This is a genomic window from Microbacterium sp. ZW T2_14 (genome assembly GCF_044987405.1).
Taxonomy (GTDB): Bacteria; Actinomycetota; Actinomycetes; order Actinomycetales; family Microbacteriaceae; genus Microbacterium.
In genome coordinates this window covers 97,415-121,776 of record NZ_JBJDRK010000004.1, presented here as the reverse complement: position 1 = coordinate 121,776, position 24,362 = coordinate 97,415, and the positions used below count along the sequence as shown (strand labels likewise).

Here is a 24,362-nt window from a genome sequence, read left to right as displayed (position 1 = left end):
GGGGTGACGGCCGGAACCGGCCCGGTCGGATCCCGTCGCGCACAGGCGATGATCCGGTTCGACGACGGGTCGATCGTGCGCGTCCCGGCGCGCGGGCTGATCGGCCGCGATCCCGAGCCGGCCGCGGGCGAGCAGGTCGACGCGCTCGTCCGCCTCGAGGATCCGCAGCGGCTGATGTCGAAGACGCATGCGGCGTTCGGCCAGGACACCGACGGACTGTGGGTCGCCGACCGCGGATCCCGCAACGGCACCCAGCTGGTGTCGCCGGGTGGCGACGTGGTCGACGTGCCGGCCGGACAGGCCGCGCGCGTGCCGATCGGCTGGTCGGTGCAGGTGGGCGGCAGGTCGTTCGAACTCGTGGCGAGAGGTGCCGATTCGTGAAGCTGAAGCTGAGCCTGCGTCGCGGCGTGGGATCGTCCGTCGACGTTCTCGTGACCGCCGACGCGACGGCCACCGTGCAGGACGTCGCGCGCACCCTCGCCGTCGGCGATGCGCTCGCGTCCCCCGGCGGGGTCAATGCGAGCGAGGCGCCGACGCTGCTGGTGGCCTCGCCGGCGGGCCAGCCGGTGCATCTGAACCCCGCGATGCCGATCGCCGACGCACCCATCGGGTCGGGCTTCGACGCGTCCATCGTCCCCGCCCTCGCGCCGGGGATGGATGCCGCGGCCACCGCCGCCGTCATGCGCATCCATTCCGGACCCGATGCCGGCCGCACGATCCCGCTGCCGGCGGGATCGAGCGTGATCGGCCGTGTGGCGCCGGCGCAGGTGCTGCTGGACGACCCGCTGGTGTCGAAGCGCCATGCCCGCGTCGACGTCGACCAGGGCATCGACCTCATCGACCTCAACTCGGCGAACGGGCTCATCGTCGACGGCGGTCTCGTGCAGCGCGTGCGCGTGCAGCCGGGGCAGCGCATCACGCTCGGCGCCACGGAGGTGTCGTTCGCGCTCGCACCGCGTGTGCAGACCGACGACTCCCTCGTGCTCGAACGCGGCGGGGCGCTGATGTTCAACCGTTCGCCGCGGGTGGAGGACCGCTACACCGGCCGCGAGTTCCGGCATCCGATCATCCCCAACGAAGCCGACCCCCGCATCTTCCCCTGGCCGATGATCATGGCGCCGGTGCTGCTCGGCTTCGCGATGTTCGCGATGACGCAGCGCCCGACGTCGCTGCTCATCGTGGCGATGGCGCCGCTGATGATGCTCGGCAACTTCATCGGCCAGCGCACCCAGCAGGGCAAGAAGCTGGAGCTCGAGATCGAGACGTTCGAGTCGCAGATCGACGAGCTCGAAGAGACCCTCGAGGCTGAGGAGCGACTGGAGCGCGAGCGCCGCCGCGCGGAGGCGCCCGCGACAGCCACGATCTACGAGAACGCGATGTCGCTCGGGCCGCTGCTGTGGACCCGGCGACCGGAGCACTGGAACTTCCTGGGCCTCCGGCTCGGCGTCGGCACCGCCGACAGCCGCAACACCGTCCAGGAGCCCAACGACCAGCGCGGCATCGCGCAGTACGCCCAGCAGGTACGGGGCCTGCGCGAACGGTTCGCGCAGCTCGACGACGTGCCCGCCATCGAGCTGCTGCCCTCGGCGGGTGCCATCGGCATCGCCGGACCGCGCGAACTGGCCGCCGATGTCGTACGCGGCCTCGGTGTGCAGCTGTTCGGCCTGCACGCCCCGAACGAGGTCGTCACCGCTGCCATCATCGACCCGGCGTGGACCGGCGACATGGAGTGGATGAAGTGGCTGCCACACACGACCAGCCCGCGCTCGCCGTTCGCCGAGATGGCCCTCGCCGACAGCCAGTCGGCGGGCACGGCCCTGCTGAACGGTCTGGAGGAGGCGATCCTCGAGCGCCTCTCGGGATCGGCGACCCGCCGCGGGCCGGTGGCCGAGAGCGAGACGTCGATGGCGCTGGGCAAGAGCGTCGGAGAGGGACGCGACGCTTCCGATGTGGCCGATGTGTCGCTCGTGCTGTTCGTCACCCACGACGCGCCCGTCGACCGCCCCCGCCTCACGCAGGTGATCGAACGCGGACCGGATGCGGGCGTGTACACGATCTTCGTCGCACCGACCGTGGAGTCGCTGCCGGCCGCGTGCCGCACCTTCATCGACGTGTCGGGGGGACTCGACGACGCCATGGTCGGCTGGGTGCGCGCCGGCCACCGCGCGCACACCGTGCAGATCGAGGGCGTCTCGCGCGGCTACGCGGAGATCTTCGCGAAGCGCCTCGCACCCGTCGTGGACTCCAGCTCGGTCGCGGCCGACTCGTCCGATCTGCCGGCGAGCGTGTCGATGCTGCGCCTGATCGGCACCGACATGGCCGCCGAGCCGCAGGCCGCGATCGAGCGGTGGCGGCAGAACAATTCCGTCATCGACCGCACGAGGGGCCCGAGGCCGCGGCTGAAGCGCGCCGGAACCCTCAAGGCCTACATCGGGCAGGGGAGCCCTGACGCGATGTCGCTCGACCTGCGCACGCAGGGTCCGCACGCCCTCGTGGGCGGCACCACCGGCTCGGGCAAGTCCGAGTTCCTGCAGGCGTGGGTGCTGGGCATGGCGGCCGAGTACAGTCCCGACCGGGTCACCTTCCTGTTCGTCGACTACAAGGGCGGATCCGCCTTCGCCGACTGCGTCGAGCTGCCGCACACGGTCGGCCTGGTGACCGACCTGAGCCCTCACCTCGTGCGTCGGGCACTCACGAGCCTGCGAGCGGAACTCCACCACCGCGAGCATCTGTTCAACCGCAAGAAGGCCAAGGACCTGCTCGAGCTCGAGAAGCGGCAGGACCCCGAGACTCCGCCGGCCCTCGTTCTCGTCATCGACGAGTTCGCGGCGCTCGCCACCGAAGTGCCGGAGTTCGTGGACGGCGTCGTCGACATCGCGCAGCGGGGCCGGTCTCTCGGCATCCACCTCATCATGGCCACGCAGCGCCCCGCCGGTGTGATCAAAGACAACCTGCGCGCGAACACCAACCTGCGCGTCGCGCTGCGCATGGCGGATGCTGCGGACTCGAACGACGTCGTCGGCGACGCGGTCGCCTCGACCTTCGACCCGTCGATCCCCGGTCGCGGCATCGCCAAGACGGGCCCCGGCCGGCTCGTGCCGTTCCAGTCCGGCTATGCCGGCGGCTGGACGACCGATCAGCCCGAGCACGCGCAGGTGCGCGTCGCCGAGCTGCGGTTCGGCTCGGTGGCGCTCTGGGAGACCGACGGCGAGGGTGAGTCCGACACGCACGACGAGGATCTCGGACCCAACGACCAGAAGCGCCTCGTGGCCAATCTGGTGGCCGCGGCGGCGGAGGCCGGCATCCCGGCTCCGCGTCGGCCCTGGCTCGACGACCTCGCGACGTCCATCGACCTGCGGAACCTGCCGATGACCGGCGACGATCGGATTCCGCTGGGCCTCGCGGACATCCCGCAGCGGCAGCTGCAGGAGGCCGTGTTCTTCAGCCCCGACACCGACGGCCACATGCTCGTCTACGGCACGAGCGGCGCCGGCAAGTCTGCGACGCTGCGCACGATCGGCATCGCCGCGGGGGCGCGACCGGGGGCGGGGCGCGTCGCGGTGTACGGCATCGACTTCGGCACCGGCGCGCTGCGCTCGCTCGAGACGATGCCGCAGGTGGGCTCGGTGGTCTCGGGCGACGACGTCGAGCGCGTGCAGCGCCTGCTGCGCACCATCCGGCAGATGCTGGACGACCGCGGCAGGCGGTTCTCCGAGGCGGGCGCCGCGTCGCTGACGGAGTACCGCGCCATCACCGGCGACGTGGACGAGCCGCGCGTGATCCTCCTGCTCGACGGGTTCGGCGTGTTCAAGCAGGACTGGGAGACGACCTCCGCCCGCGCGGCGTACTACTCCATCTTCATGCGCATCCTCGGCGAAGGCCGCCCGCTGGGCATCCACGTCGTCGCGACCGCCGACCGCTATGGCGCCGTGCCGACCGCCGTGAGCGCCAACGTCACGAAGCGTGTCGTGCTGCGCATGTCGGACGAGGGCGCGTACTCGATCCTGGGGGTGCCGAAGGACGTGCTCAACGAGCGGAGCGTCCCGGGCCGCGCCATCGTGGACGGCCTCGAGACGCAGATCGCCGTCATCGGGGGCACCACGAACGTCGCCGAGCAGAACGCGGCCGCCGCGCAGTTCGCCGCCGCGCTGCGGGCCGCCGGTGCGGTCGAGGCCCGCAACATCGGCTCGCTTCCCACGGAATTGGATGCCGCGTCCCTCCCCGATCGGATCGACGACCTTCCGGTGCTCGGCATCGGCGACGACACGCTGGGTCCGAAGGGCTTCGAGCCGGTCGGCACGTTCGTGGTGGCGGGGCCGCCCCAGTCCGGCAAGACGACCGCCGTGCGCGGCATCGTGCGGGCATTGGAGCGCTTCGATCCGAAGGTGGAGCTGTTCCACTTCGGCGGCCGGCGCGCCGTGCTGCGGGACGACCGGGCGTGGCGACGTTCGGCCATCGGCATCGAGGATGTCCGCGCGCTCGCCAAGGAGCTCAAGGAGATCGTGGCCGACGAGACGCTGTCCAGCCGCATCGCGATCGTCGTCGAGAACATCACCGAGTTCGGCGACACCGATGCCGAGCGCCCGCTGAAGGAGCTGTTCCAGGCCATCAACCGAAGCGACCACTTCCTGGTCGCGGACGGCGACGTGACGCAGCTGTCCGGCGGCTACGGACTGATCGGCGAGCTCAAGGCCGGCAGGCACGGCATCGCGCTGCGACCCGAGAGCTACGACGGCGAGTCGCTCTTCAAGGTGCCGTTCCCCAAGGTGCAGCGCCACGAGTTCCCGCCCGGCCGAGGCCTGTTCGTGGAGAACGGGCGCTTCGTCACGGTGCAGCTCGCGCTGGTCGGCTGAGTGCGAAGTCATCCACATGGGGAATGTTCCCCATGTGGATGATGCGGCCCGGTGTCGTAGCCTGTCCGTGGACCTGATCGGGTCCACTGGTTTCAAGAAAGGGACGGATCGTGGCTGATTTCAAGGCGTCTTACGGTGAGATGGAGGCCATGTCGGGCAAGCTCGACTCCGGTCGCGAGGAGATCGGCGACGTGCTGCGTCGCCTCAAGAGCGACGTGGACCGTCTGCTGGGCGACGACTTCAAGACGCAGCACGCGTCGGGCAAGTTCGGTGAGGGCTACAACGAGCTCACCACCGGCCTGGAGAAGGCCATCGAGGGCATCTCCGACATGGGCGAGTCGCTGCGCAAGATGCAGCAGGCGATCAAGGACACCGACCAGGCACTCGCCGGCAACTGACACTGTTTCTCTGATGGATGCCGGCGGCCCTGGCCGCCGGCATCCATCTGTCCATCTCGAGAGGGGCTGCGCGCATGGCTGGTGACGGAATCGACGTCGATCTCGACGACCTGCGGACGATGGTGACGCGACTCGGGGCCTTCAAGACCGAGTTCGAGGAGATCGGCGGCGACACCGATGACGTGTCGGACGCGGTCGGTCGGCCCGCGGGACGGTCGGAGCTTCGCGACAAGGTCGACGAGTTCCAGTCGGGCTGGGACGGCAATCGCGAAGTCGTCGTAGAGGATCTCGAGAAGGTGCATCAGCACCTCAAGGATTTCGTCGACACCATCGGTGAACTCGACGTGGAGCTTGCGAAGGACCCGGAATGACCTACTCACCCAATCGTCACTTCCGGCTCGAGGCGCTCGACGGCGACCCGGGCGACATCCAGGCGGCCGGGGAGAGCTACACGCTCATCGGCCAGCGGATGGAGTGGACCTCCGGAGAGCTGAAGAAGCTGTCCAGCGAGGAGCGCTACAAGGCCGAGGGGCTCGACGCGATCCGCGAGGACGCGGGGGAGCTGTCGCACCTGCTCGGGCAGGTGGCCAAGCGCTACACGGCCTCCGGACCCGTGCTCGTGACCTACGCCGGCGCGCTGCTGACCGCGCAGACGCGCACGGTGAACCCGCTGATCGACGACATCTGGACCGCGATCGACCGGCACAACGCCGCCGTCGAGGCGCGCCAGGATGCCGAGGGCACCGCGGACGATCTGCGCAACCCGTGGCCGTGGCAGGACGAGGCGACCGACCAGCAGCTCGCGAATGCCGACGACGCCGTCTCCGACGCGCGTCACTCCGAGGGACTGCGCGAGGGGGAGCTGGACGGGCTCTGGACGTCGTTCGAGTCCGGGTACGGCGTCTGGGAGGACGCGTACGAGGCTGCAGTGCGCGACCTCGAGAGCGCGTACACGACGTCGGGCATCGACGACAACCCGTGGGAGGACGCCTTCGACTTCCTCGCGCAGGCGCTCACCGTCATCGGGACGATCCTCGTCATCGCCGCCCTCATCGCGACCGGACCGCTCGCCGTCTTCCTCCTCGTCGCGGCGACGGTCGCGGCGGTGCTGACGCTGGTGATCCACATCGGAATGATGGTCGCCGGTTCGAAACGCGTCGCCATCTGGGACCTCGTGTTCGACGTCGTCGCCGTGCTGCCGTTCGCAGGCGGCGTTTTCAAGGCGATGCGCGGCGGGGGAATGGCGTTCTTCCCGGCGCTGCGGGCAGCGGCGGGAATGGGCACGGCCACCGAGAGCGTGATCGGTGCCGGCCGGAACGCGGTCGAGGATGGGCTTCGCACGATCGCCGGCGCAGGAGGCGTCCGCGGCGGTCAGGCTGCGCGTGCTTCGCGCGCGACGGATCTCGCCGACGACTTCCTTCAGTCCAGCATCGGCAACTGGGGTCAGGGTGCGTGGAACGCGATCCGCGCCGGCGGCGCCAGGCTCGACGGGCAGGCGCTGAGCCTTTCGGAGCGGATCTTCACCGCCTGGCCGACCAGCGGGGTGCCGCGGGTCGCGGCGACGACGTGGGTGGAGACCGTCGACGCGGCGGGGCGGATCGCGCAGGGCGTGAATGTGCTCAACTTCGTCAACGGCGTCGAGCAGTCGACGAGCGCCGTGGCAGGCTGGTTCGGCGGAGAGCTGCCGACGGTGTCGGACCTGCCGCTGCTCGACTTCAACCCGTTCGCCCGATAGGAGCCCATGTGTCGGATCTGGAAGGCGGTGTGCGCGCCGACATCGGACGCCGGTCCGCACAACTCGAGCGGATGAAGCCGCTCGGGGCCGTGGTGGATGCGTCGCGTGGCGCGTTCGTCGTGGCGGTTCCCCGTCTGAAGGGTGAGCTGGATCGCGCCGAGGGCGCGCGCGCCGCGCTGCCGCAGCCGAAGGATGGGGGCGGGCTGCCGCGCTGGCGAGAGGTCGTGCTGGTGGTGGCGTTCCTGGTGGGCGTCATCGCGGTGTCGTTCATCCTGCCGTCCCCGCGCAACGGCCGCGTCGCCGTCGATGTCGATGCGGGGGCGCTGTGGGTCGGCGTGCTCGCCGTCGTCAGCCTGGTCGGCCTGGTGAGCCAGGAACGGACGCGGCCTCGCTCGAAGTACTTCGGTTCCCGCACGCGCAATGGGTTCCGCATGTACCTCTTCCTCGCCGTGCTCTGGGCCGTGGCGCTGGCGTTCATCGTGTTCAGCTGGGACGAGGTCGACGTCTACGAGCCGTGGGGGCCGATCGCGGGGGTGTGCCTGCTCGCGGCCGCGATCCTCGGCGCCATCGCGCTGGCCGTCTACGCGCGACGCATGGACCGCGACGCGTTGGCATCGCCGGAATTCGTCCATGCGACCGAGCCTGTGGTGGATCCGGTGGAGCAGTGGTGGGCCGGTGTGGCTCTGAAGCTGAGCCCCGCCGAGCGCGGCAGCGCCGACAAGTCCTACGACGTGGTGCTGACGGTGCTGGAGGAGAAGCGCATCATCCGTCCTCAGGACGCACGTCGCCTGCGGCGCAAGAAGCCGCCGGTCGTCTGGGCGGGCGACGCGTCGTGACGCTCGTCGACATCGAGTACGACTCGAACCGCTGGATCCGCGTGCCGCTCGACTACGTGGATACCCGATGGGCCGATGCGGCATCGTGGGCCGACTGGCTCGCCGACGAGACGACGCGGGGCCGCCCGGACGCGGATGTCGTCGCACCGGTCGTCCGTGACGCCGCCCAGTCGGTGGCGCTCTTTCCCGCCGCGCACGTGTGGGGCCGTTTCTGGCACTACCCGATCGACGGCGTGCCGACCGGATTCGTCGACGTCTATCTCGAGACGCGCACGCCGGATGGAACGGATGCCGCCGATCTTCTGCCCGACACCGGGTTCACGGCGGTGACCCCCGTGCTGGAGCGGCTCGACGTTCCCGGCTTCGTCTCGGCGGCGCGCCGGCGCACGCTCGTCCTGGTGCTGCGGAACGACGCGGACGAGGACCCGGTGCCCATGCCGCGCATCGAATGGCTCGGCGTCGCGCCGGCGTGGGTCTGCTACGTCGTGACGAACGACCATGACCCGGCCGCCGCGAACGCGCGCGCCGTCGACACCGATGTCCTGTTCGCCGCCATCGCGGACGCCGCGCTCTCGGAGTCGTCGTCGGCCGGATCCGAAGGCGGGCGCTGATGTCGCTGCGAGACGAGCTGCTCGGCGTCGAGAAGCCGGCGCCCACCGCGCCCACCCCGTACCGCCTGCTGTGCCCGGCCGGCTGGCGTCGGGTGCCGACCTCGGTGCTGGCGGACGAGATGGCAGAGGCGGCGGTGGCGCGCTTCAAGGAGGCCGGTCGTCCCGACCTCGTGCTGCAGATGAGAGGCATGATCTCGCAGCTGCGGTCGGCACTGCGGGCTTCGCGCGCGTTCGACGCCTACCTCCCCCCGCTGATCCGCGGCAACCCGCTGCCGGCGGTGCTGACCGTGGCGCCGTTCGTGCGCCCGGCAGAAGTCTCGTGGGATGCTGCGATCCGCCGCCTCGCCCGCAACGCGCCGGTCGACATGCCGGAGTTCACCGAGACGACGATGTGGCGGTGGACCCGCGATGAGCAGATGGACGGCGAACCGGGGGAGCCGGCGCTGCGCACCCGGGTGCGCCACTATGTCGTGCCGGTCGAGGGCGAGGCCGACACCCGCCGCGCGCTGCACTTCGTCTTCACCGTGATGAACCTCGACGGGGTGTCGCTGCCCGACGAGCCCGCCGCGCCGGACGCGGCCGCGGTCACGGAGGTCCTGCTCGAGACGGGCGACGTGATCCTCAGCACGATGCGCTGGGTGGCTCCGAAGCCGTGACCCATCGCGGAGTTCGCGCCGCGGAGCCGATACGAGGGGCCGCTGAGACCCGGCATCCGTCCCGCGTTTGCCCGACCTCCGAATCCCGCGTATCATAGAGCGGGTGTGCGCTCACGCGCGCCGTCCGACGTGCCTCGGCGTGTCGGCGGCCGGACGGGCGCCGCATCTCAGGGAACGGCCTGCGAACAGGCCACCCCCACGGCATATCCACCACGAAACGCCCGACAGCACGCTGTCGCGCCGGTGGGTTTGTGGTGAAACCACGACGCTGTCACCGTGCAGCAGCTGCGCGTCACAACCGCGCAGATCGACAAGGAGAGAACGTGCCAACCATTCAGCAGTTGGTTCGCAAGGGTCGCTCGCCCAAGGTCACCAAGACCAAGGCGCCGGCGCTCAAGGCGAACCCGCAGCAGGCGGGTGTCTGCACCCGTGTGTACACCACCACCCCGAAGAAGCCGAACTCGGCGATGCGCAAGGTCGCCCGTGTCAAGCTCCGCAACGGCACCGAGGTCACCGCGTACATCCCCGGTGAGGGTCACAACCTGCAGGAGCACTCGCTCGTGCTCGTCCGTGGCGGTCGTGTGAAGGACCTCCCCGGTGTGCGTTACAAGATCGTCCGTGGCGCCCTGGACACCCAGGCAGTCAAGAACCGTAAGCAGGCTCGCAGCCGCTACGGCGCGAAGAAGGGCTGAGAAAGATGCCTCGTAAGGGACCCGCCCCGAAGCGCCCCGTCGTCAACGACCCGGTATACGGCGCACCCATCGTCAGCCAGCTGGTGAACAAGATCCTCGTCGACGGCAAGAAGTCGATCGCCGAGTCGATCGTCTACACCGCCCTCAAGGGCGTGGAGGCGAAGAACGGCCAGGACGCCGTCGCCACGCTCAAGAAGGCGCTCGACAACGTGCGCCCGACCCTCGAGGTCAAGAGCCGCCGTGTCGGTGGCTCGACCTACCAGGTGCCGGTCGAGGTCAAGCCTCACCGCGCCAACACGCTGGCGCTGCGCTGGCTCGTGAGCTACGCGAAGGGTCGTCGTGAGAAGACGATGACCGAGCGTCTGCAGAACGAGATCCTCGACGCGTCGAACGGCCTGGGTGCCGCGGTCAAGCGCCGCGAGGACACCCACAAGATGGCCGAGTCGAACCGCGCCTTCGCGCACTACCGCTGGTAACAGCCTTCTCGCCGCTCCCGTGGAACCCACGGGAGCGGCGGGTCCGCGACATCCGTCACCACAAGTAAGGACAGACCCCCGTGGCACAAGAAGTGCTCACCGACCTCAACAAGGTCCGCAACATCGGCATCATGGCGCACATCGATGCCGGCAAGACGACGACGACCGAGCGCATCCTGTTCTACACGGGCGTCAACCACAAGATCGGCGAGACGCACGACGGCGCTGCCACCACCGACTGGATGGAGCAGGAGCAGGAGCGCGGCATCACGATCACGTCCGCCGCCGTGACGTGCTTCTGGGACAAGAACCAGATCAACATCATCGACACCCCCGGTCACGTGGACTTCACGGTCGAGGTGGAGCGCTCGCTCCGCGTCCTCGACGGTGCCGTCGCCGTCTTCGACGGCAAGGAGGGCGTCGAGCCCCAGTCCGAGACCGTGTGGCGTCAGGCCGACAAGTACGACGTGCCCCGTATCTGCTTCGTCAACAAGATGGACAAGCTGGGCGCCGACTTCTACTTCACGGTCGACACCATCGTCAACCGCCTGAAGGCCAAGCCGCTCGTCATCCAGCTGCCGATCGGCGCGGAGAACGACTTCGTGGGCGTCATCGACCTCGTCGAGATGCGCGCGCTGGTCTGGCCCGGCGACGCCAAGGGCGACGTGACCATGGGCGCCAAGTACGAGATCCAGGAGATCCCGGCCGAGCTCGCCGACAAGGCGGCCGAGTACCGCGAGAAGCTGCTCGAGACGGTCGCCGAGTCCGACGAGCACCTGCTCGAGAAGTACTTCGGTGGCGAAGGCCTCACGGTCGCCGAGATCAAGGGCGCGATCCGCAAGCTCACCATCGCCTCGGAGCTCTACCCCGTGCTCTGCGGCTCGGCGTTCAAGAACCGCGGTGTGCAGCCCATGCTCGACGCGGTCGTCGACTACCTCCCGTCGCCCCTCGACGTCCCCGCCATCGAGGCGAAGGACCCGAAGAACGAAGAGATCATCATCGAGCGTCACGCCGACCGTGACGAGCCGTTCGCGGCGCTCGCGTTCAAGATCGTGACGCACCCGTTCTTCGGTCGCCTCACGTACATCCGCGTGTACTCGGGTCACCTCGACTCCGGCGCCCAGGTCGTCAACGCGACCAAGGGCAAGAAGGAGCGCATCGGGAAGATCTTCCAGATGCACGCCAACAAGGAGATGCCGGTCGACTCGGTCACCGCCGGTCACATCTACGCCGTCATCGGCCTGAAGGACACCACCACGGGTGACACGCTGTCCGACAGCACCAACCAGGTCGTCCTCGAGTCGATGACGTTCCCGGAGCCGGTCATCGAGGTCGCGATCGAGCCCAAGACGAAGGCCGACCAGGAGAAGCTGGGTCTCGCGATCCAGAAGCTCGCCGAGGAGGACCCGACGTTCCGCGTCGAGCAGAACTCCGAGACCGGTCAGACCGTCATCAAGGGCATGGGCGAGCTGCACCTCGACATCCTGGTCGACCGCATGAAGCGGGAGTTCAAGGTCGAGGCCAACGTCGGCAAGCCGCAGGTGGCGTACCGCGAGACGATCCGCAAGGTCGTCGAGCGTCACGACTACACGCACAAGAAGCAGACCGGTGGTTCGGGTCAGTTCGCGAAGATCCAGTTCGCGCTCGAGCCGCTCGCGGTCACGGCCGACAAGACGTACGAGTTCGAGAACAAGGTCACCGGTGGCCGCATCCCGCGCGAGTACATCGAGCCGACCAACCAGGGCTTCCAGGACGCGATGGCCGTCGGCGTGCTCGCCGGCTACCCCATGGTGGGCGTGAAGGCGATCCTCACGGACGGCGCGTCGCACGACGTCGACTCGTCCGAGATGGCGTTCAAGATCGCCGGCTCGATGGGCTTCAAGGAGGCCGTCCGCAAGGCGAACCCCGTCATCCTCGAGCCGCTCATGGCGGTCGAGGTGCGTACTCCCGAGGAGTACATGGGCGACGTCATCGGCGATCTGAACTCGCGTCGTGGCCAGATCCAGTCCATGGAAGACGCGCAGGGCGTCAAGGTCGTCCGCGCGCTGGTCCCGCTGTCCGAGATGTTCGGCTACATCGGCGACCTGCGCTCGAAGACCTCGGGCCGCGCCGTCTACTCGATGGAGTTCGACAGCTACGCCGAGGTTCCTCGCGCCGTGGCCGACGAGATCATCCAGAAGGTCAAGGGCGAGTAAGCCCTTTTCTCCCGGGATGCCTCGGTGACGAGGCATCCCGGGGGCACAACTTCACACAGAATCACCAGAACCGTCTCCACTAAGGTGGAGATATCCCCGTAGGCGACCGGCGCACACCAGCGTCCGGAAGTTCTACACGAACGTCCTGAGGAGGACCCAGTGGCTAAGGCCAAGTTCGAGCGCACCAAGCCGCACGTGAACATCGGAACGATCGGTCACGTCGACCACGGCAAGACCACGCTCACCGCAGCGATCTCGAAGGTGCTCGCCGACAAGTACCCGTCGGCCACCAACGTGCAGCGCGACTTCGCGTCGATCGACTCCGCTCCCGAGGAGCGCCAGCGCGGCATCACGATCAACATCTCGCACGTCGAGTACGAGACCCCGAAGCGTCACTACGCTCACGTCGACGCCCCGGGTCACGCCGACTACATCAAGAACATGATCACCGGTGCTGCTCAGATGGACGGCGCGATCCTCGTGGTCGCCGCCACCGACGGCCCGATGGCGCAGACGCGCGAGCACGTGCTGCTCGCCAAGCAGGTCGGCGTGCCGTACCTGCTGGTCGCGCTGAACAAGTCGGACATGGTCGACGACGAGGAGATCCTGGAGCTCGTCGAGCTCGAGGTCCGCGAGCTGCTGTCGTCGCAGGACTTCGACGGTGACAACGCTCCGGTCGTGCGCGTCTCGGGCCTGAAGGCTCTCGAGGGCGACGCCGAGTGGACCGAGAAGATCCTCGAGCTCATGGAGGCGGTCGACGAGTCGATCCCCGACCCGGTGCGCGACAAGGACAAGCCGTTCCTCATGCCGATCGAGGACGTCTTCACCATCACCGGCCGTGGCACGGTCGTCACGGGCCGCGCCGAGCGTGGCACGCTGGCCATCAACTCCGAGGTCGAGATCGTGGGTCTGCGCCCGACGCAGAAGACGATCGTCACCGGTATCGAGATGTTCCACAAGCAGCTCGACGAGGCCTGGGCCGGCGAGAACTGTGGTCTGCTCCTGCGCGGCACCAAGCGTGACGACGTCGAGCGCGGCCAGGTCGTCGTGAAGCCCGGTTCGGTCACCCCGCACACCAACTTCGAGGGCACGGCGTACATCCTGTCCAAGGAGGAGGGCGGCCGTCACAACCCGTTCTTCACGAACTACCGTCCGCAGTTCTACTTCCGCACCACCGACGTCACCGGCGTCATCACGCTGCCCGAGGGCACCGAGATGGTCATGCCCGGCGACACCACCGACATGACGGTCGAGCTGATCCAGCCGATCGCCATGGAGGAGGGCCTCGGCTACGCGATCCGTGAGGGTGGCCGCACCGTCGGCGCCGGCACGGTCACGAAGATCATCAAGTAAGTTCTTCGCAACTGCTGATCCCAGAGGGGGTCGGACCCGCAAGGGTCCGGCCCCCTCTGTCGTGCCCGGCTCGCAGCGTCTCGCGCCCCCGCATCGAGGAGGGTTTCGCCGCGGCATCCGTCCGGCCAAGATGGTGCTGACGCCTCGCCGGGGGCGGCTGAAGGAGTGAGCATGGGCGGTTTCGATGACCTCGTCAATCAGGGCAAGGGTCTCTACGAGCAGAACAAGGACAAGATCGACGAGTTCCTGAAGTCGGAGCAGGCGGAGGACATCAGCGACAAGGTGCTGGACGGCGCCTCCGGGCTCGCGAAGAAGGTCGTGCCGGAGGAGCACCACGCCACCGTGGAGGACATCCGCGGGAACGTCGACGGAGCTGTCGGCAACCAGTAGCGCGCAGCTGCCAGCGGAACGGCCCGGGTCGAACCGGGCCGTTTTCGCGTTTCCGGATCTATTACGCGGGTTTTCGCAATCGTTACCTCGCCGTGATCATTCGTCGTTGACGGCGCGACGCGGACGCCGATAGCTTGACGGTGGGCTACGTGCGTCCGGTGCAACTGGGGAGTTAACACCGGAGGGAAACGCACACTTGGGGAGTCCGACCGGGAAACTCGGGGTCCCCTTGAGCTGACATCAGCGAGAAGGGGAACCCTCGATGTCTGTGCACTGGGGAAATGACGGTTCGGCACGTTCGGGTATGCGGCGGAAGCTGCGGGAGGCGCGTGAGCGCGACCGCAGACTGACGATGCGGCACCGGTGGTACGCCGGAGGCATCGCGACGCTGCTGTCGGGCGCGCTGATCTTCAGCGGGGTGAGCCCGGCGCTCGCGGAGGAGACTCCCGCGCCGACGCCCTCTGCGTCGACCGAGTCGAACCCGCCCGCGGAGGAGACGACTCCGCCCGCGGAGACGCCGGCCGACCCGGCGCCGTCAGACCCGGCGCCCGCGCCCGTGGAGCCGGCCCCGGCACCGTCCGAGGAGATGGCGGAGCCTTCCGAGCCGCCGGCCGACGAGTCGAAGACCGACGAGCCGAAGACGGACCAGACGCAGTCGCGCCTCGCGCCGACCGAGGAGGCAGGCGTCGGCGTCCTGTCGGTGCCGACCCCGGGCGCCGGCGAGGCCGTCATCACCGTGAAGGTCGGATCCGACCGCACCGGCATCACGGGCGTGACCAACCTCGCGGGGGTCACGCTACTGCTGAACACCGGTAACAACTCGCCGAGCGGCACCCGCCCCGACGGCGTGGCCGGCACGGGCGACGGCTGGGCGAAATGCGTCTCCGACGCCCAGGGCGACTGCTCGTTCGTCGTGCCCAACACGGGCAGCGGCGGTGCGAACCGCGACGCCCGCTACTGGGTGGTCCAGTCGGGCGTGCCTGCCGGCTACTACACCAACCCCGTCCTCCGTGTCGGCGGCGCGAGCGGAGCGGGCGATCCGCTCGCCTACCAGTTCCGCACCGGCTCGCTGCTTCGTTCGGGCCAGACGTACTCATCGCAGGATGCGAACGACTTCATGCTGTCGTCCGGGACCGCCGACAACGCCTCGGGCGGCATCTGGCAGCAGTCGCGCAACAACGCCACGCTCGCCCCGGCATGTGGTCTCGACGTCGCGCTGATCCTCGACATCTCGGGCTCGGTGGGCAGCGCGCTCCCGAACCTGAAGCAGGCGGCCAACACCTTCGTCGACTCACTGGTGGGCACGCCGTCGCGCATGTCGCTCTTCTCCTTCTCGTGGCAGACGCCCGGATCCGGCGCCTCCCAGAACTACCCCGACCTGGTCTCGGTCTCGACGTCCGGGCAGGCCGGCACCTTCAAGAACCGCTACGCGGGCTGGGACTCCGACGGCGGCACCAACTGGGACCGCGGCCTCGGCATCGCCGCATCGTCGAACACCGGGGCGAACAAGTTCGACGTCGCGGTGATCATCACCGACGGCAACCCGACCACCTACAACCAGCCGTACCAGGGCAGCGGAAGCGACAACCGCTTCCGTGAGACCGAGAACGGCATCTTCTCGGCGAACGCGCTCAAGGCCGCGGGCACTCGCGTCCTCGCGTTCGGTGTGGGTGCCGGCGCGACCGGCGCGACGAACGGGCTGAACCTGCGCGCGATCTCGGGCCCGACTCCGTACAACGGCAGCAACAACGGCGCCGTCGCCGACTACTACCAGACGGCCGATTACGCGGCGGTGGGAACCGCTCTGCGCAACCTCGCGCTCGGCAACTGCCAGGGCAACCTCACGGTCACCAAGCAGATCGTGCCCAACACCGCTCCCGCTGGATCGATCGCGGGCGCCGTGCCGGCGGGCGCGGGCTGGCAGTTCAACGGCGTCTCGAACACCGCCAATGTGACCACCCCGACCGCGAACCGCTCGACCACCAACGACGGCACGGGCACCGTGACCTACCCGCTGACCTTCGGCGGCGGCATCACGGCGGGCAACGTCACCGTGACAGAAACGCAGCAGGCGGGATTCACGCTGACGCAGGTCGGCGGCCAGAACGCCGTCTGTACAAATCTCAATACGAATTCGGCCGTCGCTGTCACGAACCAGGGCGCCCTCGGATTCTCGGTGGATGTGCCCAGCACCCAGGCGGTCAACTGCATCGTCTACAACCGTGCGCCCAGCCCAGAAGCTGATATTGCGGTGACGAAGAAGTGGATCGTCAACGGCACCGCGTATGCCAACGGCGCGCAGCCCGGCGGTCTCTCCGCTCAGCTCAGCCTCACGGGCCCCGGCGCCGCGGGCGCCACTCCGCAGGGCTGGGGAGTCACGCGCACCGGGTACACGCAGGGCAACACGACGACGCTCAGCGAGACCGTCGGCCTGATCGACCCTCAGCTCTGCACCAACGACGCGCGCGTGACCGAGGTCAACGGCGCGTCGATGAACACGGCGCTGGGCAGCGGCTACCAGGTCGCCCTTTCGCAGGTGCACAACACGGCGACGATCACGAATACCGTGACATGCCGCAGCACGCTGACGCTGGTCAAGTCGGTGCAGGGCGGCACCGCGGCACCCTCCTCCTGGACGTTGAACGCGCAGAGCACCGACGCGGGCAGCCCGCTGGCATTCGCTCCCGGCACGACGGGCGTCAAGCACGACGTCACGCCGAACGCGCGCTACCAGCTCTTCGAGACCAACGGCAGCCCGCTCTACGCGCAGACCGACAACCGCACCAACCTGCAGTCCAACCCGCTCTCGAGCGGCTCGGCGACTTGTATCCGGGTCGACGGCAACGGCAACCCCGTCCAGGGCAGCGGGTTCTCCGACGGCATCAACGGCGGGGTGAATGTGCCGCTCGGCTTCAACGTCGCTTGCACGCTCGTCAACCAGACCGCGTCGCTTACGCTGCTGAAGCACGTCGTCAACGACAACGGCGGCTCCGCGACGGCGAGCGAGTGGAAGCTGACCGGAACGCCTGCGACGCTCGCCGGCCTGTCGGCGACGACCGTCACCGGCTCGGAGACGCAGGTTCCCGCGAGTACCTTCCAGGTGCGGCCGCGCCACACCTATACGCTCACCGAGTCCAGCGTGCCGGGCTATCAGTTCCAGAAGCTGCAGCAGCTCGTCGGCGGCTCCTGGGTCGATGTCCTGGCGAATGCCGATCCCGCCGGGTTCCCGCGCAAAGACGGCAACGGCAACTGGCTGATCCAAGTGGCGGGCCTCGACACTCCGGTCTACCGATTCGTCAATGACGACGTCGCGCCGAAGCTCACGCTCCTCAAAGAGGTCGTCAACAACAACGGCGGCGTGGCAGTCAAGACGGACTGGACCCTCTCGGCCACGACGCCGGGGGGACCCAGCATCAGCGGTGTGACCGGCACCCCGGCCGTGTCGGGCCAGAACGTCGAGGCGGGTGTGGTGTACACCCTGGGGGAGTCGGCGATCGCCGGCTACGACCTTTCGACGCTGTCGTGCACGGGCTACGCGGGCACGACGAAGGGCAGCCCGACGCTGACCCTCAAGCCGGGTGACGATGTCACCTGCACTTTCACCAACGACGACCTTCCGGGCAAGCTCACGCTGGTCAAGGTGGTCGACGCGAGCAACGGCGGCACGGCGGTCGCCGCCGACTGGAACCAGAAGCTCACGGTCAAGCGTGGCGCCGATGCGACGCTGACGTTCAACCACAACGAGACGAAGGACGTCCCCGCGGGCGTCTATACCCTCGCGGAGGTCAACCAGATCACGGGCTACGAGTGGACGAACCTCGTCTGCTCCACCGGCCAGACGTCTCTGGCGAACAAGACCGTTACCGTGGCCAACGGGGCGAACGTGACGTGTACGTTCACCAACCGCGCGATCAAACCGACGCTCACGCTCGTCAAGGTCGTCGACAACAAGAACGGCGCCGGTTCCGCGACGCCCGACCTGTGGACGCTCACCGCGGCGGCCGACGGCCAGACGTCGGTCACGGGTCAGGGAACGGCATCCGGAGCAGTCATGCCCGGAGCGGAATACACCCTCACCGAGAGCGAGAACGTCTCCGGCTACACCGCCGGGGACTGGAGCTGCTACGTGACGGGCAGCGACCCGCGCGTGGCGTTCCCGATCGACGACGACGTGGTGGTTCCGGCGGTCGGCAAGAACGTCACCTGTGAGATCACCAACACGGCCGTTCCCGCCGAAGGCGGCATCGTGAAGAAGGTCAGGGCCGGCTCGCCGCAGCAGATCGCCGCCGGACCCGATGCCGGCAAGTGGCAGATCGTCTACGACATCACCGTCACGAACGAGTCGCGCACGTCGACGCTGTTCTACTCGCTGACCGACGCGCTCGAGCTGGGCGCGGGCATCACCGCCTCGTCGGCGAGCTGGACGGGTCCGAACGGGACCGGCGGTGCGTTCACGCTGCCGGCAGGAACAGCGACGCTCGCGACGAACGCGTCGCTCGCCCCGCAGACCGACGGCGAAGAGCCCCTCGCGACGCACGTCTACACCGTGACGGTGGTTGCCGATGTCGCGCAGAGCGCGGCCGGTGCCGACACCTCGGTCTGCACGTCGACGCAGACGAAGCGGGCGTTCCTCAACACCGCGACGCTCACCGTCGACGGTGAGCCGACCACGGTGCAGGACTGCGCGCAGCCGGCGTTCCCGACGATCGTCAAGGTCGGCACGAACCCCGCATCGCAGAACGCGGATGCCTCGTGGAACGTGGAGTACACCGTCACCGTGGGCAACCCCAGCACCACGACGGCCGTCCAGGCGACGCTGAGCGACGCCTTCCCGGCGGCCCCCGCGGGGTGGACGCTCGACGCGAGCAGCTGGGTCGTGACCGCGGTCGGCAGCGCGCCGGCGCCGGCGGCGTCGCCCTACGCGCCCGGATCGGCGACGATCTGGCAGGGCACGCTGCCTGCGAACACCAGCTACTCGTACACGGTGACGGGCACGCTCGTGCCGTCGACGGCGGCGACCTCGATCGGCGACTGCGCCGCTCAGGCGGGCCTCAAGAACAAGGCGACCGTCACCTCCGGCCAGGTGGTGAAGGATGCCACGGGCTGTGTGACAGTCGTGCTGCCCCCGGTCACCGTGACCAAGACCGACGGTACCGTGAGCCAGCTCGCCGGTGGCGACTGGCAGATCGACTACACGGTGACAGTGACCAACGGGAGCAGCTTCGCGACGGTGTACACGCTCACCGACACGCCGGACCTGGGCACCGGGTTCTCGGTGGTGAGCGGCACGTGGCAGGGAACGGCTCCGGCGCCGAACACGGCGATCGCGGCGAACAGCTCGCAGCAGTACGTGTACCGCGTCGTGGCGTCGTTCGACTCCGAGACGGAGGAGCCGGAGCTCGAATGCGTGCCCGGTCAGGGCGGCGCGTTCTACAACGTCGCGACGATCACCTACCCGGGGGGAACCGCGAACGACGACGGTTGCGCCGAGCCCGGCGCGCCGACGGTGACGAAGACGGCCGCTGCACCGGCGCCCGGCGCGGGCGGATCGTGGACGATCTCGTACACGGTCGAGGTGAGCAACACGAGCGGCATGACGCTCGCGTATACGCTCGACGATGTGCCGTTCGCTCTGCCGACGGGTGTCGACCTGACCACCGCGTGGGCGGTCTCGGGGCCGGTCAAGGCACCCGCGGACGCCGGCGATGCGACGCTGACGGCAGGATGGAACGGCGCCGACCAGCCGCAGCTGGCGACGGGGACGATTCCGACCGGAGCGAAGCACACGTACACCGTCACCGCGGGCGTCACGCTCACGACGGCGGTCGACCCCGACGACCTGGCGTGCGGTGAAGTCCCGGCCGAGAACGAGGGCATCTGGAACACGACGGTCGTCACGAACGGCGTGTTCGAGGATTCGGCGGAGGACTGCGTCGAGATCCTGCCGGTGCCCGTCGAGGTCGTGAAGTCCGACGGTGCCGTCTCGCAGGGCGAGGATGGCGTCTGGACGATCTCCTACGAGGTGACGGTGTCGAACCCGAACCCGCTGCCGAGCGTCTACACGCTGACCGACGCGCCGCAGTTCGACGCGACGAGCTTCGCGATCCTCACGCAGGGATGGTCCGGCGCGCCCGACACCACCGAGGTGCCGATCGCGGCGAACGCCACCGGCGCGGCGGCGCACGTCTACACCTACGTGGTGACGGCGACGTCGAAGGTCGACCCGGTACCCGCGTCCGGCCTGCGATGCACCGACAACGGCGGTGGCTTCTTCAACGTCGCGACGGTGACGTTCCCGGGCGGCACCGACACCGACAGCGGCTGCGCCATCCCGGCGACGCCCGTGGTGGAGAAGACGGCGCAGCCGTCCGTGCAGAACCCCGTGACCGGCGAATGGACGCTCTCCTACGAGGTCTCGGTGTCGAACCCCAGCGGAATCCAGCTGTGGTACTCGCTCACCGACACACCCCAGGCCCTGCCGGCCGGTGTGACCGGCGGCACCTGGACCGCGGCCGGGCCCGTTCCGGCCGACGGCGGAGGCGTGCGCAACGCGAACTGGAACGGTGACGGCGACACGCTGCTGGCCAGCGGCCTCATCCAGCCCGACGCGACGCACACCTACACGGTGTCGCGCACCGTCGAGGTCGCGGCATCCGTCAGCGATGGAGAGCTCGACTGCGACATCGAGGGCGGCGGGATCGACAACTCGGCGACCGTCACCAACGGGGTCGGCGGCAACACGTCCACCGATTGCGCCGAGATCGAGCGTCCGACGGTCACCATCGACAAGACCGTGACCGGGACGTCGCAGCGAGCCGACGGCACGTGGGACATCACCTACGACGTCGTGGTCACGAACGAGTCGGCAGAGTATGCCGCGGTCTACGACCTCGAGGACGAGCTGCTCTTCGGCGGCGACATCGAGATCCTGGATGCCTCGTGGTCGGGCCCGACCGGCGGTGACGACTTCGCCGGCCCGGCCTGGGCCGACACACTGGCGAGCGGCCGGTTGCTCGCGCCGAGGGTCGGTGATGCGGGGGTCGACACCTACGTGGTCACGGTCAATGCCGACGTCGACGCCGCGGCGTGGGAGGGTGACACGCTCGCGTGCCTGGACGGCGAAGGTCCGTCGGCGGGCGGGTTCCTCAACACCGCGACGGTCACGGTGAACGGCGAGCCGATCACCGACGACGACTGCGAGGAGCCCAAGCTCCCGACGTTCCAGAAGATCGGCGTCTCGGCCGCGCAGGACGCCGACGACGCGTCGAGGTGGCTGGTGACGTACGAGCTCCGGGTCACCGGCAGCGGCTTCGACACGTCCTACTCGCTGTCCGACACGCCGGCGTTCGCGGACGGGATCACGGTGATCTCGGGCGCGGCGCAGCGCACCGACACCACGCCCGACGGTGCGCCGATCCCGGTGACGCCCGGTGTCGAGTTCGTGACCGACGCGGCCCTCGGCGCGGCCGACGCGCCGCACGTGTACACGATCGCCTGGCTCGTCGACATCACCGACACATTCGACCCCGACCTCGCTGCGTGCGAGGGCGAGGGCACCGGATTCTTCAACACCGCGGTGCTGTCGATCGGTGAGATCGAGATCCCCGGCGAGGACTGCATCCCCGTAGAGGAGCGCGTCTACCCGGTACCCACCAAGACGGTGGCGTCGACGACCCAGGACCCTGAGACGGGTGACTGGACCATCGTCTACGAGATCGACGTGGCCCTGGCCGAACAGGGGCCGCAGAACCCGAAGGGGCTGTCCGCCGAGTACGACCTCACCGACACCCTGGACTTCGGCGGTGACATCAGCATCGGCAGCGCGGAGTGGGAGTTCGAGGGAACCTCCCACGACTTCTCCGGACCCGACGAGGAGCAGACGCTCGCGACCGACGAGAAGATCGACGCCGGTCAGACGCACACCTACACGGTGACGGTCGTCGCGTCGGTGACCGCGGAGGCGATCGACGGGGAGACCACCGACTGCCTCAGCGGTGAAGGTCCGGAGGCCGGCGGCTTCCTCAACACGGCGCTGCTCACCTCGGGCGGATCCGAGACCCCGGTCGACGCCTGCTCCGAGCCCGTGTTCCCCGAGATCGAGAAGCACGGCGGTCAGACGACAGACAACGGCGACGGGACGTGGGACATCGAGTACACCGTCACGGTCAGCTACCCGGAGTCCGACTCCGACCCGCTGCCCGAGTCGGTGGCGTACGACCTGACGGACGCCCCGGCGCTCCCGGCAGGCGTGGAGCTGGACGGCGACTGGAGCGCCGAGCCCTGGGATGACGTCACCCCCGAGCCGACGAACCCGACGTGGAACGGCTCCGGCACGTGGACCGTCGTCGACGACGGCGAGCTCACTCCGGAGAACGGCGTGCACACCTACCGGGTGTTCGCGACGGTCGCCGTCACCGCGCCGCCGGTCGGCGAGCCGGGCACGTGCGACGACACCGAGGGCGACGGCATCGTGATCCCGAACGTGGCCACCGTGATCTCGGGTGAGCACGTCGCGGAGGACGACGGCTGCCAGGTCGTGCAGTTCGACGACGTCGGCATCGAGAAGACGGCGGTGCTCGCGGAGGGCGAGGAGTCCGTGGAGCCGGGTGACACGTTCAGCTACGAGCTGACGGTCACCAACTACGGCACACGCGCGGCGACGGATGTCCGCGTCACGGACGACGACCTCAACGACCGCCTCGACATCCTCGGGCTGACGGTGGCGCCGGCGGAGATCACGTGGCACACCGCGCCGGGCTGGACCGAGAGCGGGGGAGAGCAGACGAACGACGTCGTCGACCTCACTCTTGACTTCCTCGGCGTCGGCGAGTCCGCGGTGATCACGATCGAGGTCGAGTTCCTGCCCTACGAGCAGGAGCCGGTGTTCTACGACCACGACAACAACCCCGAGACCCCGGACATCGAGGGCCTCCCGCCGCTGGTCGGCGGCGAGGGCCTCCCCGAGATCCCGGAGCCGATCGACGTGCTCGAGAACACCGCGTGCGTCTCCATGGAGAACGACGGCGTCGAGGAGAACAACTGCGATTCGGCCGAAGTGCCGGCCCGCGACCTCGTAGCCCTCGTGTACACGCGCTGTGTGAACGACGCTCCGTTCCTCGGCTGGGCGGTCACCAAGTCGCAGTCGCTCGTCAATGAGCCGATCGACTTCCTCTGGGCACCGAACAACGCCGATGTGACGCCTGAGACCACGCCCGCGCAGGTCGCGATCACCCAGCCGGGTGGTACGACGACCTGGAGCGACGAGATCTCGTGGCCGGGTGCGGTGTTCACACCGCCGCCGTCGAGCGTCTCGATCGACTTCCCGGGCTGGCGGGCCATCGAGGCGTCCGACATCGTCCCGGGTTCGATCCCGACGCAGTACTACCTGCCGGGTACCGACGTCGTGATGACGCCGGCGCAGCAGGCGGACTACGTGTTCAACGGATTGATCCTCGACCCGAGCGAGCTCGACTTCGCGTGGCGCGGTGTCACCGACATCACGTTCACGGTGAACCCGACGCTCGAGTTCTCGACGGCATACCCGCCGGCTACCCCGGAGTGCTTCGTCGCACGTCACACCGAGGTGCAGATCGAGAAGACGGCGAGCGTCGAGAAGACCGAACCGGGCGCCTCGTTCAGTTACACGCTCGACGTCGCGAACGTGAGCGACGACTCGGCTGCCGAGAGCGTGGTCGTGACCGACGCCATCCCGGCCGACATCAAGATCACCGACGTGAACTGGCCGGGCAAGGGCGACGCGGACGCGTTCCCGAACTGGCAGTCCTGCGAGGTGACGGGTCAGAACGGCTCCGGATACGGCGGCACGCTCGAGTGCGTGCTGTTCGGCCCCCTGCAGCCGATCAACTCCGACAACGGCGGGGCGACCGTCGCTCCGAGGATCACGCTCTCGGCGACGGCGAACCCCCGGTCGAGCGCGAACACGATCACGAACGTGGCGGTGGTCGATTACCACACGTTCGGCGACCCGGATGATCCGGGCCGTGACTCGGACGACGCGACAGTGCTGCTGTCGAACCTGCCCGCCACGGGTGGTGGCCCGCTGACGCCGCTGCTGATGCTCGGCTTCCTGGCGCTGCTGGCCGGCGTCACCGCGGTGGTCGTGACGCGCCGGCGTCGCGGGGAGGCCAAGCCGACCCTGTGAGCCCT

General features: G+C 68.9%; 14 protein-coding genes. All 14 read left to right on the top strand.

Annotated elements, in window-relative coordinates:
* Positions 1 to 381: FHA domain-containing protein (locus ACI3KY_RS02815; protein ID WP_404928676.1), on the top strand; the 381-nt coding region annotated here is incomplete at its 5' end.
* Positions 378 to 4,853, top strand: a complete 4,476-nt coding sequence (locus ACI3KY_RS02810; protein WP_404928675.1) for an FtsK/SpoIIIE domain-containing protein — start codon at positions 378 to 380, stop codon at positions 4,851 to 4,853. The genes ACI3KY_RS02815 and ACI3KY_RS02810, both read left to right, overlap by 4 nt.
* Before the next feature lie 110 nt (positions 4,854 to 4,963).
* On the top strand, positions 4,964 to 5,251 hold the full coding sequence (locus ACI3KY_RS02805; protein WP_194414517.1) for a WXG100 family type VII secretion target: 288 nt from the start codon (positions 4,964 to 4,966) through the stop codon (positions 5,249 to 5,251).
* A gap of 74 nt (positions 5,252 to 5,325) precedes the next feature.
* Positions 5,326 to 5,622 carry a hypothetical protein gene (locus tag ACI3KY_RS02800; protein WP_404928674.1) on the top strand — a complete coding sequence of 99 codons (297 nt, stop codon included), beginning with the start codon at positions 5,326 to 5,328 and terminating at the stop codon, positions 5,620 to 5,622.
* On the top strand, positions 5,619 to 6,986 hold the full coding sequence (locus ACI3KY_RS02795; protein WP_404928673.1) for a hypothetical protein: 1,368 nt from the start codon (positions 5,619 to 5,621) through the stop codon (positions 6,984 to 6,986). Before ACI3KY_RS02800 ends, ACI3KY_RS02795 begins: the two co-directional genes overlap by 4 nt.
* An 8-nt stretch (positions 6,987 to 6,994) precedes the next feature.
* Entirely contained in the window at positions 6,995 to 7,822 is an 828-nt protein-coding gene (locus ACI3KY_RS02790; RefSeq protein ID WP_404928672.1) for a hypothetical protein, read from the top strand.
* A complete protein-coding gene (locus ACI3KY_RS02785) occupies positions 7,819 to 8,433 on the top strand; it encodes a hypothetical protein (RefSeq protein ID WP_404928671.1) in 615 nt (204 codons plus the stop codon). Before ACI3KY_RS02790 ends, ACI3KY_RS02785 begins: the two co-directional genes overlap by 4 nt.
* Positions 8,433 to 9,089 (top strand): hypothetical protein, encoded by a 657-nt coding sequence (locus tag ACI3KY_RS02780; RefSeq protein WP_404928670.1) that lies wholly within the window; start codon positions 8,433 to 8,435, stop codon positions 9,087 to 9,089. Before ACI3KY_RS02785 ends, ACI3KY_RS02780 begins: the two co-directional genes overlap by 1 nt.
* A 323-nt stretch (positions 9,090 to 9,412) precedes the next feature.
* The gene (rpsL, locus tag ACI3KY_RS02775; protein ID WP_018187369.1) at positions 9,413 to 9,781 is read left to right on the top strand and encodes a 30S ribosomal protein S12; all 369 of its coding nucleotides are present in this window, start codon (positions 9,413 to 9,415) and stop codon (positions 9,779 to 9,781) included.
* A 5-nt stretch (positions 9,782 to 9,786) separates the two neighbouring features.
* Positions 9,787 to 10,257: a 30S ribosomal protein S7 gene (gene rpsG, locus ACI3KY_RS02770; RefSeq protein WP_055962856.1), complete on the top strand. Its 471-nt coding sequence runs from the start codon at positions 9,787 to 9,789 to the stop codon at positions 10,255 to 10,257.
* 80 nt (positions 10,258 to 10,337) lie between these two features.
* Complete coding sequence (gene fusA, locus ACI3KY_RS02765) at positions 10,338 to 12,452, top strand: elongation factor G (RefSeq protein WP_404928669.1); 2,115 nt, start codon at positions 10,338 to 10,340, stop codon at positions 12,450 to 12,452.
* Between the two features lie 159 nt (positions 12,453 to 12,611).
* Positions 12,612 to 13,805 carry an elongation factor Tu gene (gene tuf / locus ACI3KY_RS02760; protein WP_194414510.1) on the top strand — a complete coding sequence of 398 codons (1,194 nt, stop codon included), beginning with the start codon at positions 12,612 to 12,614 and terminating at the stop codon, positions 13,803 to 13,805.
* 171 nt (positions 13,806 to 13,976) lie between these two features.
* Complete coding sequence (locus tag ACI3KY_RS02755; protein WP_404928668.1) at positions 13,977 to 14,195, top strand: hypothetical protein; 219 nt, start codon at positions 13,977 to 13,979, stop codon at positions 14,193 to 14,195.
* Between the two features lie 352 nt (positions 14,196 to 14,547).
* Positions 14,548 to 24,357: a hypothetical protein gene (locus ACI3KY_RS02750; RefSeq protein WP_404928667.1), complete on the top strand. Its 9,810-nt coding sequence runs from the start codon at positions 14,548 to 14,550 to the stop codon at positions 24,355 to 24,357.
* Positions 24,358 to 24,362 lie beyond the last annotated feature (5 nt).

Excerpts from the sequence above, each read along its gene's own strand:
- ACI3KY_RS02800 (WP_404928674.1), top strand. The coding sequence starts at position 5,326 with ATGGCTGGTGACGGAATCGACGTCGATCTCGACGACCTGCGGACGATG.
- ACI3KY_RS02795 (WP_404928673.1), top strand. The coding sequence starts at position 5,619 with ATGACCTACTCACCCAATCGTCACTTCCGGCTCGAGGCGCTCGACGGC.
- ACI3KY_RS02780 (WP_404928670.1), top strand. The coding sequence starts at position 8,433 with ATGTCGCTGCGAGACGAGCTGCTCGGCGTCGAGAAGCCGGCGCCCACC.
- rpsG (WP_055962856.1), top strand. The coding sequence starts at position 9,787 with ATGCCTCGTAAGGGACCCGCCCCGAAGCGCCCCGTCGTCAACGACCCG.
- ACI3KY_RS02755 (WP_404928668.1), top strand. The coding sequence starts at position 13,977 with ATGGGCGGTTTCGATGACCTCGTCAATCAGGGCAAGGGTCTCTACGAG.
- ACI3KY_RS02750 (WP_404928667.1), top strand. The coding sequence starts at position 14,548 with ATGCGGCACCGGTGGTACGCCGGAGGCATCGCGACGCTGCTGTCGGGC.